The following is a 20,794-nucleotide window of genomic DNA, read 5'->3' on the forward strand; positions in this document are numbered from 1 at the left end:
GGAAACTCGATCTTGACGGGAACAAGCGCCGTTTCGCCTATCTTTGTAGGTTCATCCAAAGGCAAGATAAAAGCTCTAGCCTCATAAAGCGGTTCAGTTCCAAAAGCGTTAGTGAACGCCGAGAACGACAAAACAAGGCTACAAGCCAAACGCTAAGCAAACGGTTGCGGATTTTCATCTGAAATCCTTTCAAAGATGTGATTTTGCGCGACCGTAGCAGACTTAAGCTAAACGTTAGCGTTTGACCGACCATTTTTCGCCCCGTCGTAGAATACGGATCGCTAATCGTAAATATCCTTACGGCATAAAAATAGCGCGGTTATACGCTTTTTCAATCTCTTTTGCTCGTTTGGCTTTTTGCCAAAGCGTTAATGTTCTCTGTTATCGTCTTTACATACAAATCCCGCTAAAGACGGCAAAGCGGGTCTCGCAAACCTATAAAAGACAAAACGATCGGCGCGACCGTTAATCGCGCCTTCCGATAAGATCGTTTTCGTTAAACATTAAAAACGCTCCAAATCAAGCTAAACGACGCGGTTGGCGTCGCCTCGCCTAGATCGCGTTTGCTCGTAAGACATGCTATGCCGCGCATTTTCGCCTCGCTTTTGGCGAATTATAGCCGCCGCCTAATTGCAAGCGAGGCGCAAAGCGGAACAAGCGCGCAAATGGAGCTAAAACGACGCGTTATTGTCGTCGCAAGCCGTTTGAAAAATCGCTCGCGCTTGCTCGTAATCGCCGTTTCTGATCGCGTTCGTTCCATCGGCGATCTTGCCTCCAAAAGAGCCAACCGTGAAAATAGACGCAAGGCATATACCTCGCCCTAAAACTGATCGCATCGCAACTCCTTCTTGGTAATTTTTACGCGCAAAAATTGTATCAAGCCAACCTTAAACAAAGTCAAAACGTCGCGTTAAGAATCATTAAGGCAGTATTACGACTTCGAGATTAACTATCATTTTAAGGAGCTTCAATGATTTCAATTTTGACCAAAACGGCGCTGGCGCTATCGTTAGCCTCGCCTATATCCGCGTTAGCGGACGACGACCTTTCAAACGCGACTAACGAAGAAGTCGTCGTTTTAGACGCAAACTCGGAAAACGTCGCAGCAGCGCGTAAAGAAGCCGTCGCCGACGGAGAAAACGGCGCGATTTCAAACGCCGACGCGACCGTATTAGACGAAATTGTCGTTACGGATACAGCGGGGGGGGGGGCATTTATTGATCAAAATAAGCTAAGAAACCTCGCAACCCCTACTAATTCGATCACCGATTCGTTGCGTTCGCGCTCGAATATTCAGTTTTTTCAAGGTTCTAGAAGTTCCGCCCAAGGCGGCGAGATAGCGCCTCCGCAAATTTCCATCGCCGGCGGCAGGCATTACGAAAATAACTTTATGTTAAGCGGGATTAGCAACAACAACAATATCAATCCTCTTGGGCTTGGAACGAGCAACGAAGCTAGGTCGGGCGGTAAGTCCGCTTCCGTAACAGGCGAATCTCAATCGTTTTTTATCGATACTTCGCTGGTGGATTCCGTGGCGGTTTATACAGAGAATATCAGCGCCGAATACGGGAGCTTTACGGGCGGCGTAGTGGATGCTAAGCTACGAGACGCCAGAGACGATCGCTGGCATATCATGGCAAAATACCGATACACGAAGGCTAGTTGGGCGGAGTTTTATCCAAACGATACGCAAGAGGATATAGAATACGCTAGGAGCAGAGACAACTATCAGCCGGAGTTTAATAAATACGAGTTCAACGCGGCGTTGGACGGTCCCGTAGGCGATCATGTCGGCGCGATATTTAGCTACGCCAAACAGCATTCTAAAGTTCCGCTTTGGTCTGAATACTTTATCAATTCGGGCGATAAAGAGCGACAAACTCAATACAGAGTAAGCGAAAACTTTATGGCGCGCCTTAATACCAAAGATATAGATAGTTTTGATTCTTCGCTAACGTTTATCTACGCGCCATATACCGAATATTTGTTTCAGCCGCGACCGAGATACGGCGATTACGACAACAAAGGCGGCGGATTAAGCGTGGCTTACGACATGAAAAATCATCTAGGCGCAGGATTGCTCAAAACCGCTTTTAGCTATCAAGAAACCGAGCTTTCCAGAGAAGCCGAGACAAACTACTACTTCTACAACCTGAAAAAAGGCGTAGGCGGTATGGACTGGAGCACCAGCGCGACGGGCGCTACAGGCAATATGGGCGCGTTTGGCGCAGTCGAGCAAACCAAACGCAGCTTTATCTTCAAAGAGACGATCGATTTCGACGACATTGCGACGGGCTTTGTTACTCACGAGGTAAAAGCGGGGCTAGACGCGGAGCTTGGCAAAGCGCATTATAAATCGAGCGGCTCTACCACTTACGGACAAGCCGGCGGCGTAGAAACGAACCTTAGCGCCGTTGGCGGTATAGAAAACGGCGTGGCATACGGGCAATGGGCAAAACAGAAAGTGGTCAATCTGCCGCAGGATAACGAGGTAGGCTACGCAAATGCCGCGATCTTTTTGGAGGACGCGGCGCATATCGATAGATTTACGATTCGCCCGGGCGTTAGAGTTTCAACCGACACGCTAACCAACAATATCGACGTAGCGCCAAGGCTATTTGCCAACGCCGATATATTTAACGACGACGCGCTAAACGTCTTCGGCGGTTACAATCGCTACTACGGGGCGCAGATATTAGCCTACGCTATTATGCGGGATAGTTCCGTTACCTATAGCCGCGCCGCGTGGAACGCGGCTTGGAACCAGACGGCGACAAGCGAAACTCGCTACGGTCTAGGCGATCTAAGAACGCCGCATTCAGACGAGTTCAATATTGGCGCGTCGTTCAAGCATGGCGACGCGATATTTGGTCTAAGCTATCTCGATAGGAGGCATAAGGATCAAATAAGAGCTAAAACGGAGACGGTAAGCGGCGTTACTAACCGCGAGCATACCAACGAGGGCAAGACGCATTATTGGGGCGCCACCGCAAGCGCGGCGATCAAATACGATCTTGGAGCGACTAAACATGTTTCCGAGTTGTCGGCTACAAAGTCGGATACTACCACCAATATGCGAGGTCCGAGCGGTTTTTCCGACGCGGACGGCGCAACCGTATCGCTGACGCACGCGACGCTCGACGGCTCGCGGGTGGCGATCGACGATCTGCCCGCCACGCATTTTAACTCGCCTTGGGTGATAACCTACTCGCATACGATCGAGGCTTTTAAGGATTTGCATATCGGCGCGCTTGCGCGATACGAAAAAGGCGGAAGCGGGCTAAAAACGGCGCCGACAGGCACGACGCCTATTCATACGGGCGACGACGGCTTGCCAGCGACGATATATTACACGAAGGATTACCGCGATACTTTTGTCGTCGATCTATCGGTAGGTTACGATATTAAGATAGGCGATCATACGTTCGCGCTTGGACTCGAGGTATTAAATCTTTTCAACCGCAAAAACGAAGTAACCTCCCAAAGTAGCGGAACTAGCGTTAGCGACGAGTATTCGATGGGCAGGCAGTATTACGCCAACGTTAGATACGAGTTTTAATCGCAAAAAAGCGTCTTGAGTTTTCCGCGATCGCGCCGCCGAGCCTGAAGGTTTAGGCGCGATCGCGTCGTTTGCGGCGAAACTTGAGCGCTAATTGGCTAAAATGCGCGGATTTCTATGAAAAGTTAAGGTGTTTTATGCCAAAACGCGCGGATATTCAAACAATTTTACTTATAGGTTCGGGACCTATCGTTATCGGTCAAGCGTGCGAATTTGACTATTCGGGAACGCAGGCGGCTAAAACGCTTAAAAAAGAGGGCTACCGCGTAACGTTAATCAACAGCAATCCAGCTACGATTATGACCGATCCGGAGTTTGCCGATTGCACCTATATCGAGCCGATTACCGAAGAGATTGTCGCCGAAATTATCCGCAAAGAGAAAGTTGACGCGATCTTGCCCACCATGGGCGGGCAGACGGCGCTTAACGTCGCTATGCGCATGCACGAAAGAGGCATGCTAGAGGGCGTTAAGTTTCTTGGCGCCTCTCCCGCGGCGATCAAAAAGGGCGAAGATCGCCAAGCGTTCAAAGAGGCTATGCTTAAAATCGGCATGGACCTGCCAAAAAGCCGTTACGCCTACAATCTCCACGAGGCGATAGAGGCGACGGAAACGATCGGTTTTCCTCTTATTATCCGCGCGAGCTATACGCTCGCCGGCGGCGGTTCGGGCGTGGCGTATAACATTGATGAGTTTAAAGAGTTGGCGCGGTTTGGTTTGAGCGCGAGTCCGATCGGCGAGATTTTGATAGAGGAATCCCTGCTGGGTTGGAAAGAGTTCGAGATGGAGGTTATCCGCGACAACCGCGATAACTGCATTGTCGTCTGCTCTATTGAAAATGTTGATCCTATGGGCGTGCATACGGGCGACTCCGTCACGATCGCGCCCGCGCTGACGCTTACGGACAAAGAGTATCAAAATATGCGCGACGCTTCGTTCGCTATCTTGCGCGAGATCGGCGTGGATACCGGCGGCAGCAACGTGCAGTTCGCGATTGATCCTAAAAGCGGACGTATGACCGTTATCGAGATGAACCCGCGCGTCAGTCGTTCGTCCGCGCTTGCCTCTAAAGCTACGGGCTACCCGATCGCCAAAGTCGCCACCTTGCTTGCGATCGGCTATACGCTCGACGAGATAAAAAACGATATTACAGGCACGCCCGCGAGCTTCGAGCCTACGATCGACTATATCGTAGCCAAAGTTCCGCGCTTTAATTTCGAGAAGTTTGCGGGCGTAAATCAAACGCTTACCACGTCGATGAAAAGCGTGGGCGAGGCGATGGCGATCGGCGCTACCTTTTGCGAGGCGATCCAAAAGGCGCTGTGTTCGCTGGAAACGGGGCTAAGCGGCTTTGAGTGGATCGAGTGCGATAAAGAGACGCTTATTCTGAATCTAAGAAACGGCAACGATAAGCGTCTTTTATATGTCGCGCAAGCGTTTAGAAACGGTTTTAGCGCGGACGATATTTATAGTCTAAGCAAGATTGATCCGTGGTTTTTGCGGCAGATTGAAGCGATTATCAAAGAGGAAAAAGCGATCTCCATAGATTTGCTGAACGACGCGAAAGCGCTTGCGCGAGCAAAGGCGTTTGGTTTTAGCGATCGCATGCTCGCAAAACTACTCAACAAAAACGAGGGGCTAGAGCTACACGAAAACGACGTGTATCTCGCCAGAAAAAGGCTAAACGTAGAGCCTAAATATCGCGAGGTGGATACGTGCGCGGCGGAGTTCGAGGCGCAAACGCCCTATCTCTATTCGGTTATGCCCGGCTATCCCAAGCCGATAAAACCGCGCAAAAGCGATCGCAAACGCGCGATGATTATTGGCGGCGGTCCAAACAGGATCGGACAGGGAATCGAATTTGACTACTGTTGCGTTCACGCTTCGTTCGCCCTCGCCGAAATGGGGATCGAGACCATTATGGTTAATTGCAACCCAGAAACCATCTCCACCGATTACGACACCAGCGACGTTTTGTATTTCGAGCCGATCGATTTGGAGCATATACGCGGCATTATCGAGCGCGAAAAACCGGACGGCATTATCGTGCATTTCGGAGGGCAAACGCCGCTTAAGTTGGCGCGTAGCCTTAGCGCGATGGGCGCCAAAATTATCGGCACGAGCGCCAAAACGATCGACGTGGCGGAAGATCGCGAGAAGTTCGCCAAATTCGCCGAAGAGAATAAGCTATTGCAACCTGCTGGCGGGACGGCTACCACGAGAGAGGCGGTTTTTGAGACGGCTTCCAAAATCGGCTATCCCGCGCTCGTGCGCCCAAGCTACGTGCTAGGCGGGCGCGGAATGCGCATAGTTTATGACGAAAACGATCTAAAACTCTACGTTGACGAGGCGGTAAGCGTAAGCAGCGAGGCGCCGCTTCTGATAGATAAGTTTTTAGACCGCGCGATCGAGCTTGACGTGGACGCAATCAGCGACGGCGAGCAGGTTTATATCGGCGGGATTTTGGAGCATATCGAGGAGGCGGGCATTCATAGCGGCGATTCCGCCTGCTCGCTTCCGTCGCAAACTATAAGCGAATCGCTCGTTAAGGCGATCGAGAGCGAAACAAAGCTGATCGCGATTAAATTAGGCGTTAAAGGGCTGTTAAATATCCAATACGCGATCTACGGCGGCGAGGCGTATCTTATCGAGGTCAATCCAAGAGCGAGTCGAACCGTGCCGTTTGTGTCGAAAGCGACGGGTTTGCCGCTTGCCAAGATCGCGACGCGGGTGATGTGGGGCGAGCCGCTAGAGAGCGCTATAAACGTATATGACAAAAGCAAGATTGTCGTCAAAAAAGACGGCGTGTTTAAACCTAAGCTAAAAAACCTCGTCGCGGTGAAAGAGGCGGTTTTTCCTTTCAACAAGTTATACGGCGCCGATCTAATTTTGGGACCGGAGATGAAAAGCACGGGCGAGGTTATGGGGCTTAGCCAAAGTTTTGGGGTTAGTTTCGCGAAATCGCAACTTGCCTGCCAAAATCCAATTCCAGCGACGGGCAATAGGCTTTTTATGTCGCTTACCGACGCGGACAAAGAGGACGGGCTTAAACTTGGAGCGGAGTTTGCGAAGCTCGGCTTTTTGATCGTAGCCACAGAAGGCACGGCGAAGATGTTAAACGCGGGCGGCGTAGCCTGCGATATTGTGCTGAAAGTCAGCGAAGGGCGACCAAACGTAGAGGACCTTTTTAAGAATAAAGATGTGGATTTAGCAATCAACACGTCGGACAATAAACGCGCTAAAGACGACGCTAGACGATTGCGCCAAGCGGTTTTGGCGAACAAAATCCCCTATTTCACCACGATCGCCGCGACAAAAGCCGCGCTAGAGGCGATCCGTAGGATTAGAGAGGGCAAAACGCTTTCGCCAAAGGCGTTGCAAGAGTATTTAAGCGCGTAATGGCGAAGCCGTTTCTGAAATGGGCTGGCGGCAAAACGCAACTACTCGCGCAGTTTGACGAGCTCTACCCCGCCGCGCTTAAAACGGGTGCGATCGCAAACTACTACGAGCCGTTTATAGGCGGCGGCGCGGTTTTTTTTGATATAGCGCGAAAATATCCGATCAAAAACGCCTACCTATACGACGCTAACGAAGCGTTGATTATCGCCTACAAAGCGCTTCGGCAAGACGCGATAAAATTGATTGATATTTTGCGTGAATATCAAGAACAATATCATAGCTTGGACGACGAAAAACGCGAGGATTTTTACTATAAAGAGCGCGAAGCGCACAACAATCAAAAAGGGGATGATTTCGTAAGAGCGGCGCGGATGATATTCTTGAATAAAACCTGCTATAACGGCTTGTTTCGCGTTAATATTTTCGGCTTATTTAACGTGCCGCGCGGCGAGCATAAAAAACCGCTTATATGCGACGAGGAGAATCTTGCGGCGATAGGCGACGCGCTACAGATCGCGGATATAAAACTCGCTGATTTTGAAAGCGTAGAAAACGATATAAAAAATAGTTCGTTCGTCTATTTTGATCCGCCATACCGCCCAATTAGCAAAAGCGCTAGTTTTAACGCATACGATAAAAACGGGTTTAGCGACGTCGAACAGCGGCGGCTTGCCGATCTCTTTAGGAGACTCGACCAAAAAGGCGCTAAGATAATGCTTAGCAACTCCGATCCAAAAAACACCGATTCGAACGATAATTTTTTTGACGATCTATACAAAAACTACCATATACGGCGCGTCGGCGCGTCGCGAATGATCAACTCCAAAGCCGCTAAGCGCGGGGCGATAAGCGAGATTATCGTTACAAACTACTAGGAACGTCAATGAACCAAGGAACAAAGAGCAATCTGTCGGGCAGTCGGCTTGAAGCCGCGGTAAAAAGTCTTTTAAGTTTAAGAAATCTAGCGCCGAAAGTTTATTACGCGTTTTCGCTTAGGCGATCTTGCCATAATTAACAACGCTTTCCTCGCCCCTCGCGAAAACATAGCGCCGAATCTAGCGAGCGCCCGCGCTTGAAAACAACATTCGCTAAGATCGCCTAATCAAATTATACGTCAGGATACTCAATGGAGCCGCTTGTCGAGTTTGTCCGCCAACTGCTGAAAGAGGATATAGGTCGCGGCGATCTTTTTGCGCGCTGCAAAGAGCCAAAACCGTCGAAAGCGGTTATAAGGTCTAAATGCGAGGGGATATTCGCGGGGGAGCTTTACGCTAGGGCGCTCGCTAAAGAGGCGAAGCTAGAGCTGACCTTTCTTGTTAAGGACGGCGAGGCGATCGCGAGCGCCCAAACGCTGATCGAGCTTAGCGGCGAGGATACGTCGCTACTGCAAGCCGAGCGATCGCTGTTAAATATATTGCAGCATATTAGCGGCATAGCGACGCAAACGCGCCGTTTCGCGGATCGTCTAAGAGACGGCGGCATAACTCTCTTGGACACTCGCAAAACCCGTCCGCTACTACGAGAGATGGAGAAATACGCCGCTCGCGTCGGCGGCGCGATCAATCATCGGTTCGGGTTAGACGACTGTTTGATGATCAAAGATACCCATTTGGCTACGATCGACGATCTGAAAGCGTTTATATCTAACGCTAGAAAGCGCATACCGTGGACGGCGGCGATCGACGTGGAGTGCGAAACGATAGAAACCGCTAGAGCGGCGTTTGAAGCCAAAGCGGACATAGTTATGTGCGACAATATGGATATAGAGACGATTAAACGGGTCGTAGCGCTTAGAAACGAGACGTCGCCCTCGACAAAGATCGAGGTTAGCGGCAATATCACGCTGGAGAATATCGATCGATACAAAACGACGGGTATCGACGCGATCAGCGCCGGAAGCATCGCGCACCACGCGGTGTGGCTGGATTTTTCTATGAAGTTTATATAGCGGATCGTAGATGGCTGACGAGACAAGCGGCGATAAAACCGAAGAGGCCACCCCAAAACGATTAGAGGACGCGAAAAAAGAGGGCAACGTCCCCAAAAGCGTCGATACGGCGGGCGTGATTGCGTTAGCGGCGGCGACGTTCGGCTTCGCGGCTTTTTTTAGCTTTATCGTAAGCGGCTTGCAGACGTTCTTTCGCTACTGCCTATCTCATTCGGGCAAAGAGTTAGATATAAACTTATTGTCGAGCTTAGGGCTTACGAGCGCGTTTGAAACGCTGAAATTGGCGTTGCCGATCGCCGTTTTAACGGCTGTGTTCGGCGCGATCGGCTATATAGCGCAGTTTGGGTTTATATTCTCGACGAAACCGCTTCAGCCAAATTTAAAAAAACTCGATCCTATTAAAGGCTTTGGCAATCTTTTTTCCACGCAACGTTTTTTGGACGGCTTTAAGATCACCGCTAAAGTGGCGATCGCGATGTCGGTCGCGGCGATATTTTTGTGGAGTTACGCCGAAGAGTTGCCGCGCGCGCAGACGTTGCCGCTCGGCGCGCAGATCGATTGGCTTATAGACAAGGCGTTAGTCGTCGCGTTAGCGTTACTTGTAGTTTTTCTCGTTTTCGCGATTATCGATCTGTCGATTACGCGCTATTTTCATTTTAAACGCCTAAGAATGAGCAAACAGGATATTCGCGACGAATACAAAAATATCGAGGGTAATCCGGAGATTCGGGCGCGCATTAGGCGCATTCAAGCGGAGATGAGCCGTAGGCGAATGATGTCGGAGATTCCGAGCGCGGACGTCGTCGTAGCCAATCCGACACATTTTGCCGTAGCGCTTCGCTACGACGCGAGCAAAAACAAAGCGCCTTTAATCGTCGCCAAAGGCGCCGATCTGCTCGCGATAAGAATCAAAGAGATCGCGAGGGAGCACGATATTCCGATCGTGGAGAATCCGTCGCTGGCGCGAGAACTTTATAAACTTGCCGATATAGGACAAGAGATACCTGAAAAGCTGTTTAACGCCGTAGCGGAAGTGTTTGCTTTCGCCTATCGTTTAAAGGGAAAAGTAAAATAGCGAGGTTATGTCGTGAGCGATAGCGCCGACGCGCAAGAAGAATACCCTAATATAAGCGACGCAGACGAAACGTCGAGCGAGCTTCAGTCCAAAGAAGCGGGCATATTCGAGATACCGGAAAATCTTGACGTCGCTAGGGCGGCGTGGTATTACGACGCGTTGGAAAACCGCCGAGACGAGATTTACGCTATGTATTTTGAGCGGCTTAAACGAATGGACGAATGGCTTGAAGTTTATTCGGCGGCAAAGGACGGAGCGAGCGCGAAAGAGATGGCGTTTGCCAAGCTCTCCTCGCTGGAATCGGACGCGAAAGGTTTGATTGAGATACGAGAAGCGCGTTTTGACGACGCGCGGATTGTCAATCTATGCGATCGGCGCATCGCGCAAATATGCGCCGATAGCTTTGAGCGGTGGAGGGAGATATACGATCTTTCGCCGTATGGATCGCAGCCGCGCGCTAACGCGATGCGCCGTATGCGTCCGCTTGCCGTTAGCGTTAAAGAGTGGAAAGCGATTTACGATCGCGCCGAGATCGGATCGCGCGATCAGACGGAGGCGACGCAAAATATACTTTTGTTGAGCCGTTTTGACGAGATCAAGCGAGAAGACGCGGCGGCTAGCGAGCAAAAAAGCATTGAAGGCGCGATCGAGCGAACGCCGCGAGAGTGGCTGGAGGAATATGAAAAATACGATATTTTCGATAAGCGAAGCGAGCTGGCGGCGATAAATATCTATATCGCCGCCGATCGGCTCGCCGCTCGCGAAAAAGCGTCTAATTAGCCGAAAACTCGGTCTATATAGCCCGCAATTAAGAGCGAATTTAAGAGGATTTGGGGCGATTCGCGTCGTCTATCGCGGCGTTTTTCAGCTTTTCCTCGCGATCGCGCGCCGCGTTTAACTCGTCCTCGCCGTCAAAGAGCGCGCCGTGCGTAAAGCGTTTTTCGTCGTCGAACTGCCCGCTCCGCAAGCCCCACATAAAGGCGATCAGCCCAAGTAGCCCCAACAAGATAGAGATAAAAAGCGTCAAAGTCAGCGCGGTCGTCGTATCTTCCATAACAGGCATTTTAGCGTTAGTCCCGCTTGGATATAATCGCACGCCAACTTTAGAAAATAGCGTTTAATGAAAGCAAAGCAGATCGGAGCGCGTTGTTTTGAGCTTGTCGTGCGCGACGGAGAGGCTCCGGCGGCGTTAAGTTATATCGAAACGTATAAAGCGATTTTGAGCCGTCATATCACGCTAATTACGGGCGAATATGACAAGACGATCGACGAAGCGTTAAAAAAGAGCGGTTTAACCTATGCGTGGGCGCCGCGCGATCACGAGCTTTTTGCCAAACCGATCGCGTCGGAAGCGCGGCTTGAACGTCCAAGCGCGCAAGAGTTCAAAACGTTGATCGCGCGAAGACCCGTGCGTTCCGGCGAGCGGATTGAGGCGCAAGGCGACGCGATCTTTTTAGAGCGAATCAACAGCGGCGCGGAGATTCTCGCGCTGGGAAACTGTTTTGTGCTCGCGCCGTTATACGGGTTATGCAACGCGCAGGGCGAGTTCGCAATCGTAAAAGAGGTCGGCAGAGGCGGGCTGTTTATCTTTCGCGGCGTCGTTTATGAGAGCGCGTTTTTCGACGGACCGAAGCGGTTTTTTACCGCCGCCGACAAGATTATCGCGGAGGAGCATTTATGAAACAACACACGATCGCAAAATCGGTCGAGATCGTCGGTATAGGATTGCACGGCGGAAATCCGGTGCGAATGCGGCTTCGTCCCGCGCCCGAAGATTACGGCGTAGTTTTTGTCCGCGACGATCTAGGCGTGTCGATTCCAATCAGGGTTGAAAACGTGATCGATACGAAGCTCGCGACGGTGATCGGCGCTAAAAACGCGGCTATCTCGACTATCGAGCATTTTCTATCCGCGACTATAGCGATGGGAGTCGATAATATAGAGGTCGGCATAGACGGCGACGAAGCGCCGATTATGGACGGCTCCGCCGCGAGTTTCTGCCTATTGTTCGAGGAAGCTGGATTTAAAGCGCAGAGCAAACCGAAAAAAGCTATCGTTATTCAAAAGCCGATCGAGGTTAGAGAGGGCGAAAAGTTCGCGCGGCTCTCGCCCTATAAGACCAGCGAGATACTTTTTGAGATCAATTTTGATCACCCCGCGATCCAGCGGCAAAAATACCGCTTTGTTTTCTCCAAAGAAAACTATATAAGAGAGATAGCGCGGGCTAGAACCTTCGGATTTTTGAAGGAGATCGATTATATGCGATCGATCGGGAAGGGGCTTGGCGGCAGCCTCGATAACGCTATCGTGTTAGACGAAAAGCGCGTGTTGAACGCCGAAGGGCTAAGGTTCTCCGACGAATTCGCGCGGCATAAGATACTAGACGCGATCGGCGATATGGCGTTTCTTGGCGCGCCGTTTTTGGGGCTATACGAGGCGTTTGCGGGCAGCCATCGCATTAACCACCTGCTGGTAAAAGCGCTGCTTAACGATCCGGAAGCCTATAAAATTGTAGAGCTAGAGGGCGCAAAATCCGCCGCTAAAGAGCTGGAGAAAGCGTTTGCCTAACGCGATCATACTGCTAATAGGCGCGACAAAACCGGCTAGGTTAGGCGTATATAACGGCGAGGGCGAATGCGCGGAGGTTTTCACGATCGAAGCGCCGCTTACGGAGGGGTTATACCCAGCAATGAAGTCGATCGACGAGCGTTTCACGATCGTTAAACTGCTTTATGTCAGAGGACCGGGCAGTTTTATGGGATTAAAGCTAAGCTATCTCTTTTGCAAATCGTTCGCGTTCGCTAGAGATATTCCGTTTTTGGCGGCGGATAGTTTCGCTTTAAGCGGCGGTAAGCCGATCTTTTCTCGCAACGGGCGGCGCTTTGTAAAGAAGGGCGAAACGATCGAGATTGAAAGTTTTGACGCGCCGTTTGCGGAGGCGCTATTGCCGCCAAAAAAGTTAGACGCGCGTATGTTCGATAAGCAAACGCTTCCAGACTATATACTGAGCGCCGCGTAAAGGAAACGATTTGACTATTCTTGTTCCCGCCACTAGCGCCAATATGGGACCCGGTTTTGATTCGTTGGGGGTGGCGCTGAAGTTTTACAACAAGGTCGAGATTTCGCCCTCGAAATTTTTAAGCGTGTCGGTGCGCGGGGAGGGCGCGAGGTTTTTGAAAACAAAAAACGGCAACGCCTTTTTGAATATATTTTATAAAACCTATCAACGTTTAACGGGCGCGGAGGATACCTTCCGCTTTCGCTTTGAAAATAATATCCCGCTTTCGCGCGGGCTTGGCAGCTCGTCGTCGGCGATCGTCTCCGCGCTCGCGGCGGCGAGAATTATGGCGCAAGCGCCGATGGATAAAAACGAAATTTTAAACGAGGCGCTAATATACGAATCCCACCCCGACAACGTTACCCCCGCGACGTTCGGCGGCTTTTGCGTATCCGCGCTTAAAGAAAAAAGCGTCGTTTTTAGCCGCGTTTGTTTAGACGAGCGCCTAAGAGCCGTAATCACCATTCCGGACAAATCGGTCTCCACCAGATTCAGCAGAAACGCGCTGCCGAAAAAAATCAAGATCGAGGACGCGGTTTTCAATATCGCGCATAGTTCGCTGCTAACCGCCGCTCTTATAACGCAAAACTACGATCTGTTGCGCGAAGCGTGCGCCGACAGACTGCACCAAACGGTGAGAATGCGCCTCTTTCCGCAACTATTCGACGTGCAACAAATCGCCTTTGAACGCGGCGCGTTAAGCGCGACGCTAAGCGGCAGCGGATCGAGCTTTTTCAGCCTCGCCGCCGATCGCGACGCGGCGCTAAAGATCGCGCTGGCGCTACGCGAGAATTTCCCCGCGTTTCGCACCGAAATTTTTGAGTTTGACGCGCTTGGCGTTCACTCTCAAGAATAGCTGGGTATAATCCGCGCCAATGTCTCCGATCAGAACCTGCGTCGCCTGTCGCGGTAAGTTTGAGCAAAAGGCGTTGTATAGGTTGCAATGCAAGGATAATCGGGTGGTAGCTTACGCAAATCGGGGGCGTAGCTTCTATCTTTGCGCGAAATGCGTAACCGCGCCTAAAATCTCAAAACAGATAGCCCGTTATTGCAAAAAAGAGGTCGATACAAAGTTGATTGAGTCGCTAAAGGAGAAACTCTCTTGAACACAGTGAAAATTACGGAAGTCGCGCTAGAGGCGGCGAAGAAGCCCAAAGAGGTCATCGACGCTTGCAAGGCGCTGAAAATCCCCGCTAAGTCGCAGCAAAGCTCCGTTACCGAAGAACAAGCCGTGCAACTTGTAAATTATCTTATGGGCAAAACCGCCGCGCCGACAGAGGAAAATTCCCCCGCGCGGACGAAAAAAACCGCGCCTAAAAAAGTCGTAGAAAAATCCGCTAAAACGGAAGCTAAACCAGCCGAAGTTAGAGTCGCCCCGCCGCCCGTAAAAAAATCGGAGGAAACGCAGCCAAAACCGCCCGCCCGCCCGATAGAGATAGCTAGAAAAAGCGCGGGGCTAACAATCGTAACCAAAAAACGCGCCGTCTCTTCGAGCCAGATTATAACCGCGTCGGGCGAAGTTTTCACTCCCGCTTACGGCAGGCATAAGATCGCCGCGAGCATAGTCGAAGAGGAGCGCAAGTCAAGAAAAGAGAAAAAAGCCGCCGCTAACGTCTCTAAAAAAGAGCAGGGGCAGAAAATCGAAATTATGCGCGATCGTAATCTAGGCGGCTACGATCGCTTTGGCGAGGAGAATATGGTCGTTATGCCCGATCTATCGATCGGAGTAAGCGATTTTCTCGCGGAACAGGAGCGAAACCAGCGCGCCGCCAAACGCGATTACGAGCGGGCAAAGACGATAGGCGGCGGCGCAAACCGTATTACGACGGGCGGCGGCGACGCGTTGTCGCGCGGCAGGAGAAAACGCTCCCGCCCGATTGAGCGCGGACGAGATCAAAAAACGGCGGTCAGCGTCGTAGAGATTAACGAGGACGTTAGGGTTTATGAGTTTGCCGATCTGATCAATCAATCAATCGGCGCGGTGATCAAAAAACTTTTCGAGCTTGGCATGATGGTTACCAAAAATGACTTTCTAGGCAAAGACGCGATCGAGATATTAGCCGACGAGTTTGGCGTGGAAATACGCACCAAAGACGTGGTAGAGGAACTAGATTACGTCGCGCAATACAACGAGGAACATAAAGATCGCCATCACGCCGCTACGACGCGCCCCCCGATCGTTACGATTATGGGGCATGTCGATCACGGCAAAACCTCTCTGCTCGACTACATCAGGGATTCGCGCGTGGCAAGCGGCGAAGCGGGCGGGATCACGCAGCATATCGGCGCTTATACGGCGCTGAAAAACGGCAAACTCATCACTTTTATCGACACGCCCGGACACGAGGCGTTTAGCCAGATGCGCGCGCGCGGCGCGACGATAACCGACGTGGTGATTATCGTGGTAGCCGCCGACGACGGCGTAATGCCGCAAACCAAAGAGGCGATCAGCCACGCCAAAGCCGCTAAATGCCCGATTATCGTCGCGATCAACAAGATGGATAAGGCGGACGCAAACCCCGACAGGGTAAAAGCCGAGCTTGCCGAAGCGGGCTTAACGCCGCAAGAGTGGGGCGGCGACGTCGAATGCGTAGGCGTTTCGGCAAAGACGGGATTAGGCGTAGAAAGCCTGCTAGAGACGATCCTAATTCAAGCGGAGCTTATGGAGTTGAAAGCCGAACGCGACGCGCGCGCAAAAGCGGTTGTGATCGAAAGCTCGTTGGAAAAAGGGCGAGGACCCGTGGCGACGGTTATCGTGCGCAACGGAACGCTCGCGGTCGGCGACAACGCGGTGGCGGGAACGGCTTTCGGACGCATACGCGCGATAGTCAACGATCACGGCGCGCAGATCAAAAAACTGCACCCAAGCGAGGCGGGCAGAATCGTAGGGCTGGATATAACGCCCGCGAGCGGCGATTATCTGATCGCTATGGACGATCTAGAGAGCGCTAAGCGTTACGCGCAAAAACGCGCCGATTACGAGCGAAGCCGCGCTCTGTCGCTATCCACTAAGGCGACGCTAGAGGATTTAGGCGAGCTGATCGCCGAAGGCAAACTCAAACGTCTGCCCATCATACTAAAAGGTAACGCGCAAGGTTCGATAGAGGCGATCGCCTCGTCGATCTCCAAGCTAAAAAATGAAGAGGTCAAAGCGGAGATCGTCCATTCGGCGGTGGGCGAAATCAGCGCGAGCGATCTGGCGTTGGCTGGCGCGAGCGAGCACGCGGTGATATTAGGTTTTCATATAAAGCCTTCGCAAATCATCAAAGATCGCGCTAAGGCGCTTGGCGTAACGATCAGAAGTTACGACGTTATTTACGATCTGCTCGACGACGTAAGCGCCCTACTTGGCGGCATGTTAAGCAAAGTAACCAAAGAACAGCTTGTCGGCAAGGCGGAAATTCGTCAGGTTTTCGATATACCAAAACTCGGCAAGATCGCCGGTTGTTTGGTTACGGACGGAGAGATTACGCGAGGCGCGATCGCGCTGGTTAAGCGCGGCGAAGAGGAGATTTACAAAGGCAGAGTGGAGACGCTCAAGCGCTTCAAAGACGACGCGAAAGAGGTCGGCAAAGGCATGGAGTGCGGCATTGGTCTTGGCGACTTTAACGACGTTAGAGCGGGCGATCTGATCGAGGCGTATAAATCGATCGAGATCGAGGCGGTTTTCGAGGCGGCTAAAGCGTGATCGATTCCAACGTCCGACGTTTGCGCGCGCAAAACGCGCTCTATCAGAGGTTATGCGAAGCCGTCGCAAGCCTAAACGACGAAGAGCTTGCGTCGCTCAACGTGTTGGACGCGGTTTTGGCGCGGGATAAAAGGGACGCGACGGCGCTAATCGACGCGAGCGGAATCTCGCCAAACGAACGTCCGCGCCTTTTATCAAAGCTCAAAAAAGCAAGCGGATATATGAGCGAGTATATCTCCCTCGCGCAAGGGTGGCGGCAAGCGCCCGCGTTGCACTTTAAGTTTGACGATTCGCTAGAAAACGCGGCGCGGCTGGACGCGATTTTCGCGCGGATTCGCAAAGACGATAAATGAGCCTAACAGATCAGATCGCGGCGCTAATCGCGAGCGTAGGCGGCAAACTTTACGATATTGAAACGGCAAGCGAGAGCGGACGCAAGATATATCGCGTATATGTCGATCGCGAGGGCGGCGCGGATATAGAGCTGTGCGCCAAAATTAGCAGGTTGATCTCTCCGCTGCTAGATATAGCGCCGCCAATCGATGGCGAATACGCGTTGGAGGTCTCCTCGCCCGGCATAGAGCGGCGTTTGCGAACCGTCGAGCATTTTCAGGGCGCGATCGGCGAACAAATCAAATTAACGTTGCGCGATAAAACCAAAGTTAAAGGCAAACTGCTTGAAGTCGGCGACGGCTTTATAACGATAGACGACGCGACGCCAATCGATCTAAATCTGATCGCCAAAGCTCGCGTAGTCTATCGCGCGAAATAATCGAGTTAAAACGCCGCTAGGCGATCGCGAGGCGTAAAGCTACTAGTATAATCAAACTTCAAGGCGCTCTATCGCCGACGCAAATTTCGGCGCTAGGATAAAACCGCCGTCTGCTACAATCGCGCGATTAAAAGAGAGCGGTAGAGTTATGTTGAAAATAGCGTTGGTGGGAGTTGGCACGGTAGGCGCGGCGGTAGCCGATATTTTGCGTCAAAACAGATCGGTTATCTCCGCTAGAGCGGGCAAAGAGATTCGCGTCGTAAAAGGGATCGTTAAGAATACGGAGCGCAAACGCGCCAACGTGGATTTCCCAATTAGCGCGGATTACCGCGAGGCTACGGACGATCCGCAGATCGACGCGGTGGTGGAGCTGATGGGCGGCGTGGAATACGCCTACGAGATCGTAAAGGCGGCGCTAAAAAACAAAAAAGCGGTCGTTACGGCAAACAAGGCGTTGCTCGCCTATCGGCGTTACGAGCTTGAGGAGCTTGCGGGCGGCATTCCTTTCGCCTACGAGGCGAGCGTCGCGGGCGGCATTCCGATTATCCGCGCGCTACGCGACGGGCTTAGCGCCAATCATATAGAGAGCATTCGCGGCGTGATAAACGGCACCTGCAACTATATGCTAACGAGAATGTTTGAAAAGCGCGTGGGCTTTGCGCGCGCGTTAAAAGAGGCGCAGGAGCTTGGTTACGCCGAAGCCGATCCAACCTTCGACGTGGGCGGTTTCGACGCGGCTCATAAACTGCTTATTATGGCGAGCCTAGCTTACGGAATCGACGCAAAACCAGAAGATATGTTAATCGAGGGCATCGGGCATTTGACCGACGAGGATATAACTTTCGCCGAAGAGTTTGGCTACACGATCAAATCGCTGGCGATCGCGAAAAAACAGGGCGATAAAGTTAGCCTGCGCGTTCATCCCGCCTTTATCTCCCGCAAGGATATGATCGCCAAAGTGGACGGCGTGATGAACGGCGTTTCGCTGATAGGCGATATGTCGGGCGAAACCTTTTACTACGGCGCGGGCGCGGGCGGCAAAGCGACGGCAAGCTCGGTCGTAGCCGATCTGATCGCTCTGGCGCGGGGCGAAACCTCGCCTATGCTCGGTTTTAGGCGACCAAACGAGCGCAAACTTAGCGTCGCCAGAAAAGACGAAATTGAAAGCAAATACTATATCCGCGTTCTCGTCGAGGACGTAGCGGGCGTTCTGGCGCAGACGGCGGCTATTTTAGCAAGCCGCGACATCTCGATTGAAACCGTTTTGCAACGCAAAAAACGGGTCAAAAAAGAGTGGGCGAACCTGCTTTTATCGACGCACAAGGCTAGGGAGATCGATCTGATCGAGGCGCTAAAAGAGATCGGCGCGCTATCGTTTGTCAAATCCCCGCCCGTTATGTTAAGGATTGAATCGTGAGCAAGAGTTTAATAGCGATCGATATGCAAAACGACTTTGCCGACCCAAAAGGCGCGCTCTACTGCGCGGGAGGCGAAACGATCGTAGAGCCGATAAACCGTCTTATGGCAAGCGGCGAATACGATCTGATCGTAGCCACGCAGGATTGGCATCCAAAAGATCACGTATCGTTTGCCGCAAACCATAAAGGCAAAAAACCCTTTGAAACGATCAAGTTAGATTACGGCGATCAGGTTTTATGGCCTAACCACTGCGTTCAAGGCGGCTTTGGCGCGCGGTTTCACTCGAAACTGGATAGTTTTAGGTTTAACTTTATCGTCCGCAAAGGCGCAAACGCGGCGCTCGATAGCTACTCGGCGTTTTTTGAAAACGACGGCGCTACAAGCACGGGGCTGGAACGACTGTTTAACGGCGGTTACGAGATTGATCTTGTAGGCATAGCGACGGATTTTTGCGTTCGCGCCAGCGCAATCGACGCTTTGCGGCTTGGAAATAGAGTTAGCGTTTTGACAAGCGCGTGTATCGGCGTAACGCCCGAAGGCGCGGATAGGGCGCTAAAAGAGTTGCGATCGCTTGGCGTCGCGATCAAGGCTTAATCGCGACGATAATATAGACCCTTGTCGTTTGTTCTTTGCTTAAAGTAAGCGTCCTCTTACGGCTTACCTCGCCGCCGCGTTTATTGATTGCCCGCTTCCGTTTCCAATAAGATCGTGGCGGCTATATTTTCTCCGTCTGGATATTTTTCGCTTAAGCGTTGCATATGATCTCCCGCGCCGCTAAGTAGCAGAGCCATACAACCAGACTTTTCATTTACTTTGGCTATAGACGTTTGTCGTTTGTTACTTTTTATCATAGTCGCAAGGGATCGGATCCCCGCTATCAAAGAAAGTAGCGTTTTTGCTTTTGATAAGCGTTGTTTGATAAAGATCGCTCATTCTTTTGCGTTGGGGCGTATTAACTACGCTTTTTATAATAAAATCCTGATCGGCTCTATCGGTTCTCACGCTTTTTAATTTCAAACATTCGCTTCCTCTTAATTGATTCCTGAAAACTTCGATAACGGCGTTTTCGTTGTAAGGATTGATAGCAAACTTGCTCTGAATAACTTTGGCGTATTGTTCTAAAGCCGATCTAAGCTCTATCTGATCCGCTCTTGGAGCGTAGTTATAGATCGCGATTTCCACGTCGTCTCTAACGCCGTTATTATTGCTATCGATGCCCGCTAGCGTCTTTTTGCCTTCTTCTTTCGGATCGGGAGGAAGATTGGGATTAAAGCTATAGGATCGAGCGCTAAACGCCGATAAAGCCATCGCCTCTTTGGCTTTATCGACGTCGCAGGGGATAGGATCGCCGCTTCCCGAGAAACTTCTACCGCTAAGCGCTGCGGAAAAAGATGAATATGCTTGTACTCTTGCTTTGGTATTAACGACTTTTTGAGTTGCGAAATCGATTAGTTCGACAGATTTCATTGAATTTGGGAATTTCTTGAACGCGCATTCTATAGCTCTCGCGCTCTCGCGTTCCGCTTTAAGTATTGTTTCTATATTTCCGCTTGCAGCCGCCGTTAGCGTCTCTTGCCTAGATTTTGCGCTTTGCAATAAAACTTGCCTATCTTCGTCTTGATACCGACTTGGAAAGCTTTCGTAGATGGCAATCTCTACGTCGTCTCGAACGCCGTTATTGTTGCTATCGATCCCTTCTAAGGTTTTCTTGCCTTCTTCTCCCGGATCGGGCGGTAATTCGGGATACAGATCGCGTATATTTTGCTTGCCGTCGTTTTGGTTCGAGCCGCCGCCGCTTTTACCTTCGCACCCCGCGAGCGCTACAAGCGCGAAAAACGCAAATAATAGCGTTTGAGCGTTTCGTAACATTGTTTTTC

Annotated in this window: 19 protein-coding genes; 16 read left to right on the forward strand and 3 right to left on the reverse strand. The window is 51.4% G+C overall.

Annotation, left to right across the window (positions count from 1 at the left end; genetic code table 11):
* Positions 1-671 precede the first annotated feature (671 nt).
* Positions 672-836, reverse strand: a complete 165-nt coding sequence (locus LBF86_01590) for a hypothetical protein (GenBank protein ID MDR0664203.1) — start codon at positions 834-836, stop codon at positions 672-674.
* A 134-nt stretch (positions 837-970) separates the two neighbouring features.
* Between LBF86_01590 and LBF86_01595 the strand changes: the two genes are divergently transcribed.
* From LBF86_01595 to LBF86_01620, 6 genes are all read left to right on the forward strand, one after another.
* Positions 971-3,559, forward strand: a complete 2,589-nt coding sequence (locus tag LBF86_01595; protein ID MDR0664204.1) for a TonB-dependent receptor plug domain-containing protein — start codon at positions 971-973, stop codon at positions 3,557-3,559.
* Between the two features lie 137 nt (positions 3,560-3,696).
* Complete coding sequence (gene carB / locus LBF86_01600; protein MDR0664205.1) at positions 3,697-6,957, forward strand: carbamoyl-phosphate synthase large subunit; 3,261 nt, start codon at positions 3,697-3,699, stop codon at positions 6,955-6,957.
* Positions 6,957-7,832 carry a Dam family site-specific DNA-(adenine-N6)-methyltransferase gene (locus LBF86_01605; GenBank protein ID MDR0664206.1) on the forward strand — a complete coding sequence of 292 codons (876 nt, stop codon included), beginning with the start codon at positions 6,957-6,959 and terminating at the stop codon, positions 7,830-7,832. The genes carB and LBF86_01605 overlap by 1 nt, the downstream gene beginning before the upstream one ends.
* A gap of 251 nt (positions 7,833-8,083) precedes the next feature.
* The gene (gene nadC, locus LBF86_01610) at positions 8,084-8,905 is read left to right on the forward strand and encodes a carboxylating nicotinate-nucleotide diphosphorylase (GenBank protein MDR0664207.1); all 822 of its coding nucleotides are present in this window, start codon (positions 8,084-8,086) and stop codon (positions 8,903-8,905) included.
* A 10-nt stretch (positions 8,906-8,915) separates the two neighbouring features.
* On the forward strand, positions 8,916-9,980 hold the full coding sequence (gene flhB / locus LBF86_01615; protein ID MDR0664208.1) for a flagellar biosynthesis protein FlhB: 1,065 nt from the start codon (positions 8,916-8,918) through the stop codon (positions 9,978-9,980).
* A 12-nt stretch (positions 9,981-9,992) separates the two neighbouring features.
* Positions 9,993-10,760 carry a hypothetical protein gene (locus tag LBF86_01620; GenBank protein ID MDR0664209.1) on the forward strand — a complete coding sequence of 256 codons (768 nt, stop codon included), beginning with the start codon at positions 9,993-9,995 and terminating at the stop codon, positions 10,758-10,760.
* Positions 10,761-10,800: 40 nt separating this feature from the next.
* Here the strand turns inward: LBF86_01620 and ccoS are convergent, their stop codons facing one another.
* The gene (gene ccoS, locus LBF86_01625) at positions 10,801-11,034 is read right to left on the reverse strand and encodes a cbb3-type cytochrome oxidase assembly protein CcoS (GenBank protein ID MDR0664210.1); all 234 of its coding nucleotides are present in this window, start codon (positions 11,032-11,034) and stop codon (positions 10,801-10,803) included.
* Positions 11,035-11,100: 66 nt separating this feature from the next.
* On the opposite strand from ccoS, the gene LBF86_01630 reads away from it, so the two are divergent.
* The 10 genes from LBF86_01630 to pncA all read left to right on the forward strand — a co-directional run bounded on the left by LBF86_01630 (position 11,101) and on the right by pncA (position 19,511).
* A complete protein-coding gene (locus LBF86_01630; GenBank protein ID MDR0664211.1) occupies positions 11,101-11,661 on the forward strand; it encodes a hypothetical protein in 561 nt (186 codons plus the stop codon).
* On the forward strand, positions 11,658-12,548 hold the full coding sequence (lpxC, locus tag LBF86_01635) for a UDP-3-O-acyl-N-acetylglucosamine deacetylase (protein ID MDR0664212.1): 891 nt from the start codon (positions 11,658-11,660) through the stop codon (positions 12,546-12,548). Before LBF86_01630 ends, lpxC begins: the two co-directional genes overlap by 4 nt.
* Positions 12,541-12,999, forward strand: coding sequence for a hypothetical protein (locus LBF86_01640; GenBank protein ID MDR0664213.1), 459 nt, complete (start codon positions 12,541-12,543; stop codon positions 12,997-12,999). Before lpxC ends, LBF86_01640 begins: the two co-directional genes overlap by 8 nt.
* Before the next feature lie 10 nt (positions 13,000-13,009).
* A complete protein-coding gene (gene thrB / locus LBF86_01645; protein ID MDR0664214.1) occupies positions 13,010-13,894 on the forward strand; it encodes a homoserine kinase in 885 nt (294 codons plus the stop codon).
* A gap of 19 nt (positions 13,895-13,913) precedes the next feature.
* On the forward strand, positions 13,914-14,144 hold the full coding sequence (locus LBF86_01650) for a DUF448 domain-containing protein (protein MDR0664215.1): 231 nt from the start codon (positions 13,914-13,916) through the stop codon (positions 14,142-14,144).
* A gap of 5 nt (positions 14,145-14,149) precedes the next feature.
* Positions 14,150-16,726 carry a translation initiation factor IF-2 gene (gene infB / locus LBF86_01655; protein MDR0664216.1) on the forward strand — a complete coding sequence of 859 codons (2,577 nt, stop codon included), beginning with the start codon at positions 14,150-14,152 and terminating at the stop codon, positions 16,724-16,726.
* Positions 16,723-17,079 carry a 30S ribosome-binding factor RbfA gene (gene rbfA / locus LBF86_01660; GenBank protein MDR0664217.1) on the forward strand — a complete coding sequence of 119 codons (357 nt, stop codon included), beginning with the start codon at positions 16,723-16,725 and terminating at the stop codon, positions 17,077-17,079. The genes infB and rbfA overlap by 4 nt, the downstream gene beginning before the upstream one ends.
* Complete coding sequence (locus tag LBF86_01665) at positions 17,076-17,498, forward strand: ribosome maturation factor (GenBank protein MDR0664218.1); 423 nt, start codon at positions 17,076-17,078, stop codon at positions 17,496-17,498. Before rbfA ends, LBF86_01665 begins: the two co-directional genes overlap by 4 nt.
* Positions 17,499-17,646: 148 nt before the next feature.
* Positions 17,647-18,915 carry a homoserine dehydrogenase gene (locus LBF86_01670; GenBank protein MDR0664219.1) on the forward strand — a complete coding sequence of 423 codons (1,269 nt, stop codon included), beginning with the start codon at positions 17,647-17,649 and terminating at the stop codon, positions 18,913-18,915.
* Positions 18,912-19,511, forward strand: a complete 600-nt coding sequence (pncA, locus tag LBF86_01675; protein MDR0664220.1) for a bifunctional nicotinamidase/pyrazinamidase — start codon at positions 18,912-18,914, stop codon at positions 19,509-19,511. Before LBF86_01670 ends, pncA begins: the two co-directional genes overlap by 4 nt.
* Before the next feature lie 243 nt (positions 19,512-19,754).
* On the opposite strand, the gene LBF86_01680 is transcribed toward pncA, so the two are convergent.
* Positions 19,755-20,786 carry a hypothetical protein gene (locus tag LBF86_01680; protein ID MDR0664221.1) on the reverse strand — a complete coding sequence of 344 codons (1,032 nt, stop codon included), beginning with the start codon at positions 20,784-20,786 and terminating at the stop codon, positions 19,755-19,757.
* Positions 20,787-20,794 lie beyond the last annotated feature (8 nt).

Source organism: Helicobacteraceae bacterium (genome assembly GCA_031258155.1).
Taxonomy (GTDB): Bacteria; Campylobacterota; Campylobacteria; order Campylobacterales; family SZUA-545; genus JAIRNH01.